Raw genomic sequence first — 15689 nt, forward strand, 5'->3', positions numbered from 1 at the left:
GGGCCGGATTCCGGTTCCCTTCCGCGACGTAGCATGAATCCCGTGTCAGAAACCAATGGTCCACTCACCTCGGACGCCAAGCTCGAAATCCAGATGCTGCACGATCGGGTGCTCGTTCGGATTCCGTCGGAGGACGGTGAGCGCCGGAGCACAGGCGGCATCGTGATCCCGGCGACCGCTCAGGTGGCGCGGCGGCTCTCCTGGGGCAACGTGCTGGGAGTGGGCAACAACGTACGCAACGTCAAGATCGGCGACCGCGTGCTGTTCAACGCCGAGGACCAGCTCGAAGTCGAGATACAGGGCAACGCGTACCTCGTGATGCGGGAACGCGACATCCACGCCGTCGCCAGCGAGCGGACGGAGCACGGAACGGGCCTTTACCTCTAGGTCGTGTTCACAGGCCCTCACCGGGCGAGCAGCCCGCACGCACGAGGCGTGGAACACGGCCTCGGTCGCATGCGGGAGGGCGCCCGTGGATGGTCCTGACGGCGGGGCGAGACCGGCCTCCGACACCGGCCTTGTGGAGGAGCTTCTCCCACAGGAGACAACTCTTGGCGGCCATCCGGTGCCGCGGGGGAGCCGATGGCGGCGTGGTGTCGGCAACGCCCTCATGGGGTTCGGTGCGCTGACCGGGTTGCTGGCCGTGGCGTATCTCGCCGACGTCATCGTGGGTTTCGGCGACGTGCCGCGCGGTATCACCGTCGCCGGTGTGGACATCGGCGGCCTCGGCAAGGACGACGCACAGGCCGCACTACGCCGTGAGCTGGGCTCGTTCGTGACGAGGCCCGTGACCGTGCGCGCGGGAGACGCCGAGGCCCCGCTCGACCCCGCGGGGGCAGGACTCGGTGTGGATTGGGCGGCCACGGTCGCTCAGGCCGGAGCGCAGCCGTGGTTGCCCTGGGAACGCCTCGGGGCGCTGTTCGGTGGCAGGGAACTACCTCTGGTGACCACAGTGGACGAACAGGCTGCGAGGGCCGAGTTGAGTCGCGTCGCGCGGGAACGCCTGAACCGTCCCGCGGTGGACGGTGGGATCGCGTTCCGGAACACGGACCCCCAGGAAGGCCACGACGACGGCGGGGTGGTGCCGCAGGCCATCGAGCCGAGGCCCGGCACGGAGGTGTCGGACCTCGACGCGGCGGTGGCCGCTCTCAAGGAGCACTGGCCGCGTGCCCCGCGCATCGACATCCCCGTGCGGGTGTTGCGACCGAAGTTGACGTCGGAAGCGGTTCACACCGCGCTGGAGGGAACCGTGTGGCCGTTGTTGTCGGGGCCCATCCTGCTGCGCGGCGACGGAGCCGACTCCGTGTTGCTTCCCGAGGACGTACGCAAGGCGCTCGGGTTCGAGATCCGCGACGGCGCGGGTGGCGCGAGCCTGGAAGTCACGCTGGACCACGCCGTGCTGAGCAGCGCTGTGCTCGGCGAGCTGGGAACCACGGAACGCCGGGCTCGCGATGCCGCGCTCGTCTTCCGTAACGGGATTCCCGTCGTGGTCCCCTCGGTGCGCGGTACGCGTATCGACTGGGAACGAACGTTCGCCGGGATGGCACGAACGGTGTCGCAGGCGCGGGAGGTGACGGTGCACTACAACGCCGTGGAACCCGCCGTCACCACCGGAGACGTTCGCGCGCTCGGCATCGAAGAGGTTCTCGCGACCGCGAGCACGCACGGCCATGCACCCGAGGACATCGCCGCCGTTGACGTCACCAGGTTGAACGGCATCGTGGTGAAGCCGGGCGAGACGTTCGAGATCAGCGCGCATGCCACGGCCGAGCCGCTCGAACGGGTGCTGCGGGAGGCGCTGCACCAGGCGGGACTCTCGGTGGACGAAGGCCGGGCCGTCAACGACACCGGCGACGCCGTCGCCGTCCACGCCGCGGTCACCGGCTCCACGATCACTGCCACGGTGTGGGGCACGGGGTAAAACGCCGTGTCCGCACCTCCTGCACGGGAGTTGGCACCTCCTGCACACAGCCGCACCGCCGGAGCGGGGTGGAAGCCCTCACCCGGCGGTGCGGTGATGTGGTCATGCCCTGATGTGCTTGCGCGGGTACATGCCGGCCAGGAGCGCGACGCCGAGAGCGGCGACGACGAGCTGCGTGACGAACTCGAGCCAGTCCCAGCCCTCCGTATCGGCGTAGCCGAGCCCTCTCGCGATCGCCGTGCCCAGGAAAGCCGCCGCGATACCGACGAGGATCGTCAGCCAGATCGGGATGTTCTGCTTCCCAGGGACGATCAACCTGGCGAGCACTCCGAGCAGCAGCCCGATCAGAATCGCGGAGATGATCCCTGAAATCGCCATCGTGTGTGTGCTCCTTCATCACCGGGTTCTTCGACCCGATCGAGGTACCCAACTCGGGCGATCGCCAACCCCACGCATACGAGGGGCCACCTGCCGCAGTCGGTGCGGTAGGTGGCCCCGATCACGTTCGGCGAGCCTCAGAACGCGGCTTCGTCGATCTCCATGAGCTCGTTGTCGGTGGCTTCGACGATCGCGCGCCGGGCGGAGAGCTCCGGCAGCACGTTCTTGGCGAAGAACGACGCCACGGCGAGTTTGCCCTGGTAGAACGGCACGTCCTTGCCCGAGGCGCCTTCGTCGAGCCTGGCCTGTGCGATCTCGGCCTGCTTGAGCAGCTGCCAGCCGACGAGCAGGTCACCCGCCGACATCAGCAGCCGCACGGTGTTCTGGCCCACCTTGTAGACGTTGGTCACGTCCTCCTGCGACGAGGTCAGGTAGCCGATCATCGTGCCGAGCATGCCCTGGACGTCGTCCAGCGCCGTTTTCAGCAGCTCGCGCTCCCGCTTGAACCTGCCGTTGCCCGCCTCGGACTCGATGAACTTCGCGATCTCACCCGCGATGTAGCCGAGTGCCTTGCCCTTGTCGCGGACGATCTTCCGGAAGAAGAAGTCCATCGACTGGATGGCCGTCGTGCCCTCGTACAGCGAGTCGATCTTCGCGTCGCGGATGTACTGCTCGATCGGGTAGTCCTGGAGGAACCCGGAGCCGCCGAGCGTCTGGAGCGACTGCACGAGCTGCTCGGTGGCCCGCTCGGACCCGACACCCTTGACGATCGGCAGCAGCAGGTCGTTGACGCGCTCGGCGAGTTCGAGCGATTCCGCGTCGCCCTCCTGCGTCCACACCTGGTCCTGGAAGGAGGCCGTGTACAGGTACACGGCGCGCAGGCCCTCGGCGTACGCCTTCTGGAGCATGAGCGAGCGCCGCACGTCGGGGTGGTGCGTGATGGTGACGCGCGGAGCGGTCTTGTCGGTCTGGCGGGTGAGGTCGGGGCCCTGCACCCGCTCCTTCGCGTACTCCAGCGCGTTGAGGTAGCCGGTGGACAGCGTCGCGATGGCCTTCGTGCCCACCATCATGCGGGCGTACTCGATGACCTGGAACATCTGCGCGATGCCGTCGTGCACTTCGCCGAGCAGCCAGCCCTTGGCGGGGGTGCCGTGCTGGCCAAAGGTGAGCTCGCAGGTGGTGGACACCTTCAGGCCCATCTTGTGCTCGACGTTCGTGACGAAAGCACCGTTGCGCTCACCGAGCTCGCCGGTGTTCGTGTCGAAGAGGAACTTCGGCACGAGGAACAGCGAGAGGCCCTTGGTACCTGGCTTGGACTCGATGCCAGGGCCCTCGGGCCGGGCGAGCACCAGGTGCATGATGTTCTCGGTCATGTCCTGGTCACCGGACGTGATGAACCGCTTGACGCCCTCGATGTGCCAGGAGCCGTCCTCCTGCTTGACGGCCTTGGTGCGTCCCGCACCGACGTCGGAGCCCGCGTCGGGCTCGGTGAGGACCATGGTGGCACCCCACGCCCTGTCGATCATGATCTGGGCCCAGCGCTTCTGCTCCTCGGTGCCGTTGCGGTCGAGGATCATGGCGAAGTTCGGGCCCGCCAGGTACATGTACAGCGCGGGGTTCGCGCCGAGGATCAGTTCGGCGGCGGCCCACTGCACGGTGGGAGGCAGGCCGAAGCCGCCGAGGTTGTTGGTGAGGCCCAGCCGCCACCACTCGCCGTCCCAGAGTGCCTGATAGCTCTTCTTGAAGGACTCCGGCAGCGTGGCGGAGAAGGTCTTGGGGTCGTAGACCGGCGGGTTGCGGTCGGCATCGACGAACGACTCGGCGAGCGGACCGACGGCGAGGTTGTTCAGCTCGGACAGTACACCGCGCGCGGTCTCCTCGTCGGATTCCGCGAGCACTCCCTTGCCGAGGCGGTTCTGCACGCCGAGGACCTCGAAGAGATTGAACTCCAGGTCTCGGACGTTGCTCTTGTAGTGGCCCATGTCGTCACTCCGTACGGGTTGTTCGGCACTCCGGCTGGGCACTCCTGTCGCCGACAGGACACGCGATGACACTGCCCTACTGACCGGTAACATAAGGATAATACCAGCCGGTAACCAAGGCGAGTGCCATGGCGGGACTGTGATGCGGATGGCGTAGTGCCGGGCCGCCCGAGAACGCCGACGTGTCTCAGCGTTGCGGCGAGCGCTCCCCGTTCTGCTGGTTGCGGTCGGCCGGGCTGACGACGAGCAATCCGGACCGGAATGCCTTGGTCACCGCGTGGGTACGGTCGCGGGCCGACAGCTTGCGCAGGATGCTCTTGACGTGGGTGCGAACCGTTTCCACCGAGAGGAAGAGCGTGTCGGCCACTGCGGAGTTCTCCATCCCCTCGGCGATCAACTGGAGCACCTGGTACTCGCGGCGCGACAGCGGCATGTGGGGACGCTGGAGTGCGCCGGCCTCGCTCGCCCGCTGGGCGGGAACGAGAGGTGCCAGCGCGGGATCGGTGAAGCGGCGCTCGACGTAGGTGCGGCGAATGCCGTCGGCGAGCTGGCGCGGCTCCGCAGCCCGTGGCAGCGCACCGTGAGCACCCGCGCTGAAGATCGTTACGAGGTAGTCGGTCGTTCGTTGCGGCCCGTCGATGAGCGCGATGATCATGAGCATGGGGTGGCTTTCCGCGAGCAGCCGCGTGAGATGCCCGTGCGGGTCGAGCGCGGAGTCCACGAGGACCAGGTCGGGGCGGAGCTGTTCACACATCTGGATGCCCGCATGATGACTGCCCGCGTGCCCGGCCCAGCGGAGTCCCGGGGTGCGGCTCACGACCGCACTGAGGCCCTCCCTGAAGACGGGTACTGAGTCGATGGCGGCCACGGTGAGCGTTCGGGTCGCCCTGTCCATGCCGAAGCTGCCACGCGCGGAGCGTGTCCCGTGTGCCATCCCGTCCTCCCTCCGCACGCCCACCCGCCGACGTGCCGCTCCCCTTAATGGGGTATTCCCGCTGGGCCGAAGCGGTTACACCGAACCACAAGAGTTACACCGGGTAGTGCGACGCCGGTGGTACGAGTGCGCGTCGTCTCCTTCGGGTACGCACCGTGCATGCCTGCACACGTGATCGCCGTCGCCATCGATTGCGAGGACGCCGAGGCGCTCGCCATGTTCTGGACCCATGCCCTCGACATGGCAGGGCCCCGGCGCTGGCGGGACGCCGACGGCGTGACCTACGTCCAGCTCGACGGGCAGCCGACGTTGGTGTTCCAACCCGTCCCGGAACGCAAATCCGGGAAGAACCGCCTACACCTCGACCTCGCGCCCGAGCGGGGAAGCAGCCAGAGTGACGAGGTCGAGCGACTCGTGCGGCTGGGCGCGAGGGTGCTGGCCGACACCGAACGTCACCCGTGGGTCGTGCTCGCCGATCCGGAGGGCAACGAGTTCTGCGTGCTGCCCCCGCGTTGATCCAGCGGGCTATCGTGACGCCGTGGATCTTCCAGGGGGTTGGGACTGTGTGGCGACGCTGCGCGACGGCCGGTGGATCGAGCGGCGCCCTCGGCGCCCCGCGGTCACGGCGCAGTTGCGGCGCGAGGCGTCGTTCCTGCCGTGGTTGGCGCCCGCGCTCCCCCTCCGGGTGCCGGTCCCGAGAATCCTCGTGGACCAGCCGGGGCATGAGTTCGTTTCAACGCACGAACTCGTGCCGGGCGAGCCGCTGTGTGCGTTCACCTCAGCCAACGGGCGGCGTCTCGGCCGGTTTCTCCGGGCGCTGCACAGTCGCTCCTCGGACGACGCCGTACGCCACGGCCTGCTGCCGGCGTCCGGCGCCGCGGAGGACCTCGCCAACGACGTGAACCTCTTCCGGCGGACTGTGCTGCCGTTGGTGCCCGCCGGATGGCGGCCAGACGCTCAGGCCGTGCTCGACCGGGTCGGCACCTTTCCCTTCGACACTGTCGTCCACGGCGACCTCGGCCCCGAACACGTGCTGACCTGCGACGACGTGATCACAGGTGTCATCGACTTCGGCGACGCCCGCTGCGGCGACGCCGCGATGGATTTCTCGTGGGTGCTCCACGGCACACCATCGGTGTTCGGCGAGGCGGCTGCCGAGGAATACGGCGTGACCCCTGCCGTCCGGGAGCGCGCCAGGGTGTGGCGTCGGCTGTCGCCGTGGTACGACGTGACGCGCGGACTGGGCACCGGCGACGCGGACATGGTGCGTGACGGACTGGATGGGCTGGTGAACCGCCTGCGAAAACCCTAGGATGTGACGAGCCACACAGGCGGCATCAAGGGAGATGACGTGCAACTGGCTCTGGTCCTCGCGGGAGTTGTCCTGCTCCTCACCGCGGCAGCGGCAACGGTTGTGTACGAGGATCAGCGGGAGGCGCGCCGACGCGACCGGCGAAGGCGTGAGCGGCTGGTGCGGCTGGGAGAGGCCGAGCCACCGCAAGCGGCGTGGTCCGCGCGGTCGCCGATGTCCGGCTTTCGCCGCCCACACTCCTGAGCCGCTTCAACGCCACCCACAGGGCGGCCCCAGCCCAGCCGAGCGCGGCCCCTGCCGTGTTGGCCATCAGGTCATCGACGTCGAAGATGCGGTAGACGAACGGCGCGGTGCCGAAGTTGGCCGTGAGCTGCGTGATCTCCACAAGCAGCGAGGCGGCGAACCCGGCCAGCACGGCGAAGGTCAACCCGCGTTTCCACAGCACAACGGCGAGCGCACCGAGCGGCACGAACAGCAGCACGTTCATCGCGAACTGCTGGAACGTCAGCGTGACGAGCGAGTGAGCGGGTGAGAGTCGGTAGGCGTCCAGCTCGATGCTGAGGTCGCTGACCCACCGGAACGGAACCAGCTGCACGGTCTGGGCGAGCCGCACGTCCCCCGGCGCAGGCAACGGAAGCAGCACAACGGCCACGGCGAGGCAGGCGTAGAGCGTCACCGCTCCCGTCGTCGCGACTCGCCCGACGTCGATACGGCCGTACCTGGCGCGATGGCCGATGAGCTGCGGCACCAGCAGCACACCCCACACGACCACGAAAGCACCGAGTCCGTACGTCAACGCTGTCTGCTGCGCCGTTGTCATGTGCCTGACGCTACGGCCGGGCAAGGGCGGCCGTCCTCGGTCGAGCGGACCGGCTGAAGTACCGCACCTCGGCCATCCGGCCGATGACCGATCGCCGAAGCCGGATTTTGCTGGGACGATCCCGGTATGCCGACCTGGGATGATGTTGAGAAGCTGGTGTCGCGGCTTCCCGGCGCCGAGATCACGACCTCGTACCGCACGCCGGCCGCGAAGGTGGGAGGCAGGACGTTCCTGCGGCTTCGCACGGAGGCCGAGGGCTGGCTCGTGGTGATGTGCGAATTGGACGAGAAGGAGGCCATGCTCGCCTCCGGCTCGCCCGCCTTTCACACCACCTCGCACTACGACGGCTACGGCGCCGTTCTCGTTGACCTCGCCGAGATCGACGAAGCCGAACTCGGCGAACTGGTGGAGCAGGCGTGGCGGATCAAGGCACCTGCGCGCCTGCGTCAGCAGCTTGACGGGTGAGGGCCGGTCAGCGGGCGGGCACGTGCGTGGCGAACCAGGACACGTAGCGGCGCTGCCACGGCACCTCGACAGCACGCCGGTGGTAGTGGGCGCGAGTCCAGTTGACGGCGTCCCGGGCGGAGAACCCGTGCAGGGTGACGAGGCAGGCCATCGCCGTGCCGGTACGGCCGATGCCGCCGTGGCAGGCGATCTCCACAGCCGCACCGTCGGCCGCGCGCCGGTGCAGCGAGAGGAGCAGTCCGGCTGTGGCAGGCCAGTCGGCAGGTAGCAGCCCGTCCCGCCACAGCACCCAGTCGTGAGGCCAGGACAGCGTCGGTTCGTGGCGGGAACGCAGGCGTGGTCCGCCGAGGTAGAGGCCGTAATCGGGTACGTCGCCGTCTGCGATGGTGTGCCGCAGGCCGCGCCCCCGCACCCACACGCCGTCGGGCAGCTGGATGGCTCCGTGCAAGGTGGTCGTCACCGGTGCGATTATCCCGCCGGTGGGCGGGTGCGGACAAACTCCCGATGGATCGGGGCGGAGGCGCCGGGGCGGACTCACCTTATGCACGCGTGCTTGCACTTGGTGTACCTGTGTTTGCACTGTACGCACGCCTGTCGGCAACCGGCGCACCTGTGTTTGCACTTGGCGTACGTGCGTCTTGCCGTCGGTGCACGTGTGTTTGTGAGCCTGGGTTACGCATCCCGGAGCACGTCGGTGACCCGTCTTGTCATGCGTCGCAGGCTCGGGTAACCGGCAGGACCGTCGGCCCCTGACTTCACGGGGGCTTCGGCCGCATGCCGCCGGGCCTGGCGTACGTGCGGAGGCCGGCTACCCCAGGACGACGGAAACCCCGCCGCTGAAAGTGGAGTCGTGCAATTCGACGCGGTCGGGCTTCGCGTTGACGGGCACATCGAAGACGAGCGTGCCCTCAACGCCGTTACCAGGGCTGATCGGCGTGTACAGGACCTCGTTGTTCGGTATCGCCATGCCGGCTACCGAATCAGCCGCGTACCGACGGTCGTTCGAATCGAAGAGGTACTGGTCCGCGTCCGAAAGACCGCGAGGCTCGTCACCGATGTTTCTCACCCGCACGGTCACCAGTACGTACTGCCCCTGGGCCGTCTCGGAGAAATGCGGTCCGCCCACGGAGGGCTGGTAGTCCACTCCAACGACGGTGAACTCGAAGAGTCCGTCCCGCACAGGCTGGCCGACTGCGCCCGATTGCGGTTCAGCGACATCAGCAGGGGGCGGCGACGTGGCATCGTTTCCGGAGTTGCTGGTGACGGCGACGACGACGCCGATCACGATCAGAACCCCCAGAATCCAAGGCCACTTTCTCAGTTTCCGTTTGGCCTGGTCGGCCTCTTTCCGCTTCGCCATTTCCGGTCATCTTCTTCCTTCGTTGACGGCGCCCGGGTGGCCAGGCTCCACCCGCGTAACCCACGGAGGAAGGGACGTTCGGCGGGTTCCGATGGTGTCGAACAGACCGCATCGCCAGACCCGCCTCGTTGCGGCGAATCGGCCTCACAGCGCGACAGTGCGGCGGGACCACTGTCATGGCGCAGGACAAGGGCCAAGACCGCGCTCAACAGCCAAGACCCTCCGCAAGCGCGCTACACCATCATGGACAGCGACGACCCCGCCGTGATCACCTCCTGCCCTGTGTCGCTGCGGCAGCGAAACGGGTGCTGACCTGCCCCGTGGACACGACGGTTCACGAGAAAGACGGGACGAGTTGAGCCCAGCCCCGTCGGCGGCGTTTCGTCTCAGTTCGGCTGCCAGTTCGGGTCGCGGCCGGTGAGGCCGATGACGCGGTCGAGCAGAGGCGCATCCTCCGCGACCTCGACCGCAGGCCCGAAGAGGCCCTCCACCGGCCCCGCAGCCGCGATCGCGAGGGCGTGTTCGTGGACGGTTTCCAGGAGACCGGGTTCAGGGTTGTAGGGCTGTCCCGTGGCGCGAGCCAGATCCCACCCGTGGACGACGACCTCGGCGAGCGCCACCATGCCTGCCTGCTCGCCCGTCAGTTCGACACCGCCGACCTTGGTGCCGCCTTCCCACGCCTGGGGATGGCGCCAAGCCCGCGCGAGCGCCTCCAATTGCCGGGGAATCCGCTCCTGCCAGCCGTCAGGGAGACTCGCCCCACCCGGTGGCGGTTCCTGAGCGGCTGCCGGGGGCAGTTCCTTGGCCGCAGCGAGGGCGAAGGCGATTGTGAGCCCGTCGATGTGCCCGAGGAGGTCGCCGACGGTGAAATGCTCGCACGGCGTCGGTGTGTCGAGGCGGGTCACCCCCGGCAGCAGATCTGCCACCATTCGGCCCGCGGGTTCCAAGTCGATTGTCATGGTCGCCAGTCTGCTCAGGGCGACCGACAATTTCCGTCGCCACGGCTGAGCCTTTTCTCAGTCACGAGGAGGTTGCGTGGAAAACGATTCCGGGGCTTGCCGGTCTGCACTTCCACGACCTGCGGCACGCGGGCAACATCTGGGCCTCGAAGGCGGGGACCTCGACCAAGGACCTCATGGCGCGCATGGGGCATGACGACATGCGGGCGGCGTTGATCTACTCGCGGGCGACCAGTGACGCGGACGAGCGGATCACGGATCGGCTTTCGGAATTGGTTGACCAGCACCGTCGGGGCGTGGCCGGAAGCGATGCGGGCCAGCCGGGCGGCCACATGGCACGCGAGGCGTGTTGATCTCGAACGACGAAACCCCCAGGTGCATAGGCCTGGGGGTTTCGTCGTGGAGCGGATGACGGGAATCGAACCCGCGTTCTCAGCTTGGGAAGCTGATGTTCTACCATTGAACTACATCCGCAGCGGCTATCAGCATACCCGACCGCGATCATCCGACTCCAACCGGGTACTCGACATCCCGCTTTCCCGCCTTGACGCGCCAAACATGGGCTGACGACACTTGTCGTCATGACGGCTGACGAGCGGCTGCCGGATCCGGCGCTGCTTCGAGAGGGCGGTTTCCGCCTCGCCACCCGGTTGTTCGCGCCCGGAGACATCCGGGGCACCGAACGCCAGCGGCGCCGTCTTCGCGCCTTCGCGCAGCGGGAGGACCCGCAGGCCGACGCGGTCGTCGAACTGATGCGGTCGCTACCCCGTGGCCGTGGGCGCGCGTTGTTCGAGCTGGCGGCGGAACGGGGCATCGGCGGTCTCGATGATCCGCCGCGTGAGCTGGCCGACTTCTTCGCGAGCGTCGAGGCGACGCCGTACTGGGTGGATCACCAGCGCCTCGAAGGCGGGGCGAGAGCCATGGTGCGCACCGGTGTGCTGAGCCTCTTCCCGCTCGGCGATATGGCTCTGATGGGAGGCTATCTGGCCTCTCGCGCCACGAAACCGCTGGTCGGCACAGGGGCGATCGAGCGAGCGGCCAGCAGGAGACTGATCGAGACGGCGCTGTGGTGGCTCGACGTGACCACGCCGGGAGCGTTACGAACCGGAGCGCTCGGCTACACCTCCGTCCTGCGGGTTCGCCTCGTGCACGCACACGTCCGTGCCGCGATGAACAGTCGCGACGACTGGGACTACGAAGCGTGGGACAGGCCCGTCAACCAGGTGCAGACGGCGGGAACGCTGCTGCTTTTCTCACTCGTGTACGTCGTGGGGATGCGCCTGCTCGGGGTCCGTTACACGGAGCGGGAGCGGGCCGACATCATGCATCTCTGGCGGTACGTCGGCTGGTTGATGGGGATCGACGACGAGCTGCTGCCCGCGACGGAGGACGACGCGTGGCGGCTGCTGTGGCTGCTGGCGGCCACGGAGTTCATCCCCGACGACGACTCGAAGCGGCTCGCGGCGGCGTTGCTGCGTTCTCACGCCGACGTGGGCAGGGACCGGGGTGCGCTGGGACAGGTGCTCGGCGAGCTGTCCGTCCGCGTTCACGGCTCGATCAGCCGTCTTGTGCTCGGCAGGACCAACTCCGATTTCCTCGGGTTACCCGACGACCCCATCGCCAGGCTCGCCGTGCTGTCCGCTGCGGCGGGCAACTTCGCAGCCGAGACCGTGCGGCAGCACCTGCCTGGAGCGACGTGGGCGCAGGAACGACTCGGTGCGCTCGCGCGGCGACGCTACGCCGAGCAGCTTCGCAGGCTGGTCGAGCACGATCCCACCTATGCGAGGCACATGCGGACGCCGTCCCACGCCGCCTGAGGGGGAGGCAGTGCGGCCCGGTTAGGGTGAGACGGTGCTGTTGAGTGACCGTGATCTTCGCAAGGCACTGGAGTCGGGGCGGCTCGGAGTCGATCCGTTCGATCCGGCGATGGTGCAGCCGTCGAGCATCGATGTGCGGCTCGACCGCTTCTTCCGGGTCTTCGACAACAGCAAGTACACGCACATCGACCCGCAGTTGCGGCAGGACGAGTTGACGTCGCTGGTCGAGAAGGACAGCGACGGTGACCCGTTCGTGTTGCACCCTGGCGAGTTCGTGCTCGCCTCGACGTTCGAGCTGTTCACGCTGCCGGACGATCTCGCGGGACGGCTTGAGGGCAAGTCGTCGCTGGGGCGCCTCGGCCTGCTGACGCACTCGACGGCCGGCTTCATCGACCCGGGGTTCAGCGGCCACATCACGCTGGAGCTGTCGAACGTCGCCAACCTGCCGATCACGTTGTGGCCGGGGATGAAGATCGGCCAGCTCTGCCTTTTCCAGCTCACGAGTTCGGCCGAGCACCCTTACGGGTCGCCGGAGGCCGGTTCGCGCTATCAGGGGCAGCGAGGACCGACGCCGAGCAGGGCATACCAGAATTTCGACAGGGTCGATACCCGCCGCTGAGGCGCGTGGTGGGTGCGTGACACGGACCGCTGACGACGAAGTCACGGTTCAATAACTCACACTTTGGTGGTAACTTCTCCCCTCGTGCTTGCCCCGAGCTCTCGAACCCGATCGCTTCTGGCTGCCGGCAGTGTGTTCGTCGGGGTGGCAGTCGCGGCCGGTGGTCAGCTGCTTTGGAGCGGGCCGGACCCCGAGCGCACAGCACTGGCTCTCGACCGGGGGACGGTCGGGGGCGCGGAGGCAGGAGGGGTGCCGACCGCGACGGGCACCACGACCTCGACGACCACCACGAGCACCTCACCCGAGCCGACGACCTCCGCGACGACGTCCTCGACCCCCGACGAGGAGCCCGAGTCTTCGCAGCCTTCCTCCCCGCCCTCCGACCCCGGCGAGTCCGCGACCACGGACGAGGACGGCACCGGCGAGGAGGACACGGCCACGCCGGCAAGGAGTGATTCCGGTTCGGATGGCGCGGGCGATCTCCCCCACCGCGTCGTCGCCCTCGTCAACGCCGAACGCGCCGACGCCGGTTGCCGGGCGGTGCGTGTCGATGGACGGCTCGCCGGCGCGGCGCAGGGACACAGCGACGACATGGCGGAGAACGGCTACCTGTCCCACACTTCCCAGGACGGGAGGTCGTTCAGCGAGCGGATCGAGGCCGAGGGATACCCGAGTCCGGCGGCCGAGAACATCGCCATGGGCATGTCCACGCCCGAAGCCGTCATGGACGCGTGGATGGCGTCCGACGGCCACCGCCGGAACATCCTGAACTGCGAGATCGCCGCGATCGGTGTCGGCGTGAATTCGGACGGCTGGTACTGGACACAGAACTTCGGCTACTGACCTGCCTCGGCGCGGCTGAGTACCTGCTCGGTGGCGACTCCTCGCGGCAGGGTTCCGAACGCGACGCCCCAATCTCCGCCGAGGCGTGACGCGCAGAAGGCGTCGGCGACAGCCTTGTCGCCGTGCCTGACCAGCAGCGAACCCTGGAGCACGAGCGCGAGGCGCTCCACGATCCGTCGCGCGCGGAACTCGGCTTCACCGGTGTCGGCCAGCTCGCGGCGAAGGGAAGTGACGGCGTCGTCGAGAAGGGCGTTGGCTCCCCTCGCGAGTTCGACCTCGGCGAAGAACGCCTCGACGGACTCGGGTTGCTTCGCCATCGCGCGCAGCGTATCGAGCGCGGCGACGTTGCCGGAGCCTTCCCAGATGGACGACAGCGGGGACTCGCGGAACAGCCGGGGCATGCCGGATTCCTCCACGTATCCGTTGCCGCCGAGGCATTCCAGTGCCTCTGCCGCGTGCGAGGGCGAGCGCTTGCAGACCCAGTACTTCGACACGGAAAGGGCGAGGCGGCGGAAGGCGGCCTCCTGCTCGTCGCCCCCGGCTGCGCGGTCGGTCGCCCCGGCGAGTCGCAGTGCGACGGTGGTGGCTGCCTCCGACTCGACGACGAGGTCGGCGAGCACGTTGGCCATCAGCGGTTGCCGGGCAAGCGGCGCGCCGAACGCCCACCGGTGCCGCGCGTGGTGCACGGCCCGCACCGCGCCGTACCGCATCCCGGCGGCGCTGCCGGTGACGCAGTCGAGCCGCGTGTTGTTGACCATCTCGATGATGGTGCGGACTCCCCGGCCCTCCTCGCCGACGAGCATGCCGAGCGCGCCGTCGTACTCGACCTCCGCCGAGGCGTTGGAGCGGTTGCCGAGCTTGTCCTTCAGTCGTTGCAGGTGGATGGCGTTGCGCGTGCCGTCGGGGAGTACGCGGGGCAGCAGGAAGCACGACAGCCCACCGGGAGCCTGCGCGAGTGTGAGGAACACGTCCGACATGGGAGCCGAGGTGAACCATTTGTGCCCGGTGATGACGTAGGTGCCGTCACCCGAGGGCACGGCCCTCGTCGTGTTGGCGCGGACGTCGGAGCCGCCCTGTTTCTCCGTCATCGACATGCCCGCGATCAGACCGCGCTTGGACGTCGGCACGCGGAGCCCGAAGTCGTAGTGCGGCGCGGTGAGCAGCGGTTCGTACGACGCGGCGAGGTCTCCGCCACACCGCAGCGCCGGCACGGCCGAGTACGTCATCGAGATGGGGCACGTGTGCCCGGCCTCCACCTGGCTCCACACATAGAACTTCGCCGCGCGGGCGACGTGCGCTCCCCGCCGCTTCTGCCCCCACGGAGCCGCATGCAGTCCCCGTTCGACGGCGACGGTCATGAGGTCGTGCCAGTGGGGATGGAACTCGACCTCGTCGATGCGCCTGCCGACACGGTCGTGCGAGCGCAGCACGGGCGGATGCTCGTTGACGAGCCTGCCCCACTCCTGAACGCGCTCGCTGCCCGCGAGCACACCCAACTCGCGGACATCGGCCTCGGCCCAGTCAGCGCCCTGGGTGCGCAGCCCTTCGAGCAGGGCGGGATCGTCGGAGACGTCGTGGCCTGCCAGCGGCGGAACCTGGTTTTCGACCTCATGGGTGGGTGGCATCGCGGGCTCCTAACGCGCGGAGGGTGAAGGTGTGGAGCTGCTCGACCGCCGTGGACTCGCCCGTTCTCAACGGTCCGGTGAGGACTTCGGCCGCCGCTCCGACCAGGGCCGCGGCCGTTGCCGCCGCGTCCTGCGGAGGCAGCTCCCCCGTGGTGACGCCTTCGGCGACGCACCGCGCGATCACGTCGCGAAACGCTTGCCGGAACACGAGGCGTCGTCGTTCGACGGGCGCGTCAACGGGTTCGGCCAGCAGCGCGTAGGCGAGGCGCGGGACCTTCAGCGCGCGGGTCGCGAACGTTCGCACGACGGCGAGGACCCGCTCGGCCGCTGCGTCGTGCGGCCCGGCCGCCTTCTCGACAGCCGCGACCTCACGGGTGACGACGTGGGTGAACAGTTCGGCCACGAGTTGGGCCTTGCCGGGGAAGTGCCGGTAGACGGTTCCGGTGCCGACGCCTGCGCGCTCGGCGACTGCCGCCATGGAGCACCCCGCGTAGCCGTGTTCGGCGAGCAGGGCGACGGCGGCGTCGATGATCGCACTGCGGGTCGCGTCGAGTCTCGCCTGCACAGCAGGGGTGCGCCGGTACACCACGTCAAGAAGTGAAGCACCGATTCCGCACTTCAGGCAAGGGGCGAGTGGGCCGCTTCGGTGATGCT

At 68.4% G+C, this 15689-nt stretch carries 18 protein-coding genes and 1 tRNA gene; 9 read left to right on the plus strand and 10 right to left on the minus strand.

Annotated elements, in window-relative coordinates:
• The first annotated feature begins 33 nt into the window (after window positions 1–33).
• Entirely contained in the window at window positions 34–387 is a 354-nt protein-coding gene (locus SACXIDRAFT_RS10630; protein ID WP_006238561.1) for a GroES family chaperonin, read from the plus strand.
• Window positions 388–472: 85 nt separating this feature from the next.
• The gene (locus SACXIDRAFT_RS10635; RefSeq protein WP_006238562.1) at window positions 473–1921 is read left to right on the plus strand and encodes a peptidoglycan binding domain-containing protein; all 1449 of its coding nucleotides are present in this window, start codon (window positions 473–475) and stop codon (window positions 1919–1921) included.
• A gap of 102 nt (window positions 1922–2023) precedes the next feature.
• Here the strand turns inward: SACXIDRAFT_RS10635 and SACXIDRAFT_RS10640 are convergent, their stop codons facing one another.
• The 3 genes from SACXIDRAFT_RS10640 to SACXIDRAFT_RS10650 form a co-directional block, all read right to left on the minus strand.
• Window positions 2024–2299: a GlsB/YeaQ/YmgE family stress response membrane protein gene (locus tag SACXIDRAFT_RS10640; RefSeq protein WP_006238563.1), complete on the minus strand. Its 276-nt coding sequence runs from the start codon at window positions 2297–2299 to the stop codon at window positions 2024–2026.
• A 137-nt stretch (window positions 2300–2436) separates the two neighbouring features.
• Window positions 2437–4281 (minus strand): acyl-CoA dehydrogenase, encoded by a 1845-nt coding sequence (locus tag SACXIDRAFT_RS10645; protein ID WP_006238564.1) that lies wholly within the window; start codon window positions 4279–4281, stop codon window positions 2437–2439.
• Between the two features lie 187 nt (window positions 4282–4468).
• Complete coding sequence (locus tag SACXIDRAFT_RS10650) at window positions 4469–5215, minus strand: response regulator transcription factor (RefSeq protein ID WP_006238565.1); 747 nt, start codon at window positions 5213–5215, stop codon at window positions 4469–4471.
• A gap of 159 nt (window positions 5216–5374) precedes the next feature.
• Here SACXIDRAFT_RS10650 and SACXIDRAFT_RS10655 point away from each other — a divergent pair, with 159 nt between their 5' ends.
• Together SACXIDRAFT_RS10655 and SACXIDRAFT_RS10660 are read left to right on the plus strand one after the other, a co-directional pair.
• Window positions 5375–5731: a VOC family protein gene (locus SACXIDRAFT_RS10655; RefSeq protein WP_040922590.1), complete on the plus strand. Its 357-nt coding sequence runs from the start codon at window positions 5375–5377 to the stop codon at window positions 5729–5731.
• A 22-nt stretch (window positions 5732–5753) separates the two neighbouring features.
• A complete protein-coding gene (locus tag SACXIDRAFT_RS10660) occupies window positions 5754–6527 on the plus strand; it encodes a phosphotransferase (RefSeq protein ID WP_040922127.1) in 774 nt (257 codons plus the stop codon).
• Window positions 6528–6606: 79 nt separating this feature from the next.
• Here the strand turns inward: SACXIDRAFT_RS10660 and SACXIDRAFT_RS10665 are convergent, their stop codons facing one another.
• Window positions 6607–7347, minus strand: coding sequence for a VanZ family protein (locus SACXIDRAFT_RS10665; protein ID WP_006238568.1), 741 nt, complete (start codon window positions 7345–7347; stop codon window positions 6607–6609).
• A gap of 126 nt (window positions 7348–7473) precedes the next feature.
• Here SACXIDRAFT_RS10665 and SACXIDRAFT_RS10670 point away from each other — a divergent pair, with 126 nt between their 5' ends.
• The gene (locus tag SACXIDRAFT_RS10670; RefSeq protein WP_006238569.1) at window positions 7474–7812 is read left to right on the plus strand and encodes an MmcQ/YjbR family DNA-binding protein; all 339 of its coding nucleotides are present in this window, start codon (window positions 7474–7476) and stop codon (window positions 7810–7812) included.
• Between the two features lie 7 nt (window positions 7813–7819).
• Here the strand turns inward: SACXIDRAFT_RS10670 and SACXIDRAFT_RS10675 are convergent, their stop codons facing one another.
• The 3 genes from SACXIDRAFT_RS10675 to SACXIDRAFT_RS10685 all read right to left on the minus strand — a co-directional run bounded on the left by SACXIDRAFT_RS10675 (window position 7820) and on the right by SACXIDRAFT_RS10685 (window position 10131).
• Entirely contained in the window at window positions 7820–8272 is a 453-nt protein-coding gene (locus SACXIDRAFT_RS10675; protein ID WP_006238570.1) for a protein-tyrosine phosphatase family protein, read from the minus strand.
• A 348-nt stretch (window positions 8273–8620) separates the two neighbouring features.
• Window positions 8621–9172, minus strand: coding sequence for a DUF4352 domain-containing protein (locus SACXIDRAFT_RS10680; RefSeq protein WP_006238571.1), 552 nt, complete (start codon window positions 9170–9172; stop codon window positions 8621–8623).
• Between the two features lie 386 nt (window positions 9173–9558).
• Entirely contained in the window at window positions 9559–10131 is a 573-nt protein-coding gene (locus SACXIDRAFT_RS10685) for a TIGR03086 family metal-binding protein (RefSeq protein ID WP_006238572.1), read from the minus strand.
• Between the two features lie 176 nt (window positions 10132–10307).
• Between SACXIDRAFT_RS10685 and SACXIDRAFT_RS23305 the strand changes: the two genes are divergently transcribed.
• The gene (locus tag SACXIDRAFT_RS23305) at window positions 10308–10484 is read left to right on the plus strand and encodes a hypothetical protein (protein ID WP_232285289.1); all 177 of its coding nucleotides are present in this window, start codon (window positions 10308–10310) and stop codon (window positions 10482–10484) included.
• Window positions 10485–10531: 47 nt separating this feature from the next.
• Here SACXIDRAFT_RS23305 and SACXIDRAFT_RS10695 read toward each other — a convergent pair.
• Window positions 10532–10605: transfer RNA gene (locus SACXIDRAFT_RS10695), tRNA-Gly, on the minus strand.
• 107 nt (window positions 10606–10712) lie between these two features.
• Between SACXIDRAFT_RS10695 and SACXIDRAFT_RS10700 the strand changes: the two genes are divergently transcribed.
• The 3 genes from SACXIDRAFT_RS10700 (at window position 10713) to SACXIDRAFT_RS10710 (ending at window position 13410) form a co-directional block, all read left to right on the plus strand.
• On the plus strand, window positions 10713–11948 hold the full coding sequence (locus tag SACXIDRAFT_RS10700; protein WP_006238573.1) for an oxygenase MpaB family protein: 1236 nt from the start codon (window positions 10713–10715) through the stop codon (window positions 11946–11948).
• Window positions 11949–11982: 34 nt separating this feature from the next.
• A complete protein-coding gene (gene dcd / locus SACXIDRAFT_RS10705; RefSeq protein ID WP_006238574.1) occupies window positions 11983–12567 on the plus strand; it encodes a dCTP deaminase in 585 nt (194 codons plus the stop codon).
• A gap of 144 nt (window positions 12568–12711) precedes the next feature.
• The gene (locus SACXIDRAFT_RS10710; RefSeq protein WP_232285290.1) at window positions 12712–13410 is read left to right on the plus strand and encodes a CAP domain-containing protein; all 699 of its coding nucleotides are present in this window, start codon (window positions 12712–12714) and stop codon (window positions 13408–13410) included.
• Here the strand turns inward: SACXIDRAFT_RS10710 and SACXIDRAFT_RS10715 are convergent.
• Together SACXIDRAFT_RS10715 and SACXIDRAFT_RS10720 are read right to left on the minus strand one after the other, a co-directional pair.
• Window positions 13404–15035 carry an acyl-CoA dehydrogenase family protein gene (locus SACXIDRAFT_RS10715; protein ID WP_006238576.1) on the minus strand — a complete coding sequence of 544 codons (1632 nt, stop codon included), beginning with the start codon at window positions 15033–15035 and terminating at the stop codon, window positions 13404–13406. The two genes, SACXIDRAFT_RS10710 and SACXIDRAFT_RS10715, sit on opposite strands and share 7 nt — an antisense overlap.
• A complete protein-coding gene (locus tag SACXIDRAFT_RS10720; RefSeq protein WP_006238577.1) occupies window positions 15019–15624 on the minus strand; it encodes a TetR/AcrR family transcriptional regulator in 606 nt (201 codons plus the stop codon). The genes SACXIDRAFT_RS10715 and SACXIDRAFT_RS10720 overlap by 17 nt, the downstream gene beginning before the upstream one ends.
• Between the last annotated feature and the right edge of the window lie 65 nt (window positions 15625–15689).

Origin of the sequence: Saccharomonospora xinjiangensis XJ-54 (assembly GCF_000258175.1) — a bacterium.
Classification (GTDB): Bacteria; Actinomycetota; Actinomycetes; order Mycobacteriales; family Pseudonocardiaceae; genus Saccharomonospora; species Saccharomonospora xinjiangensis.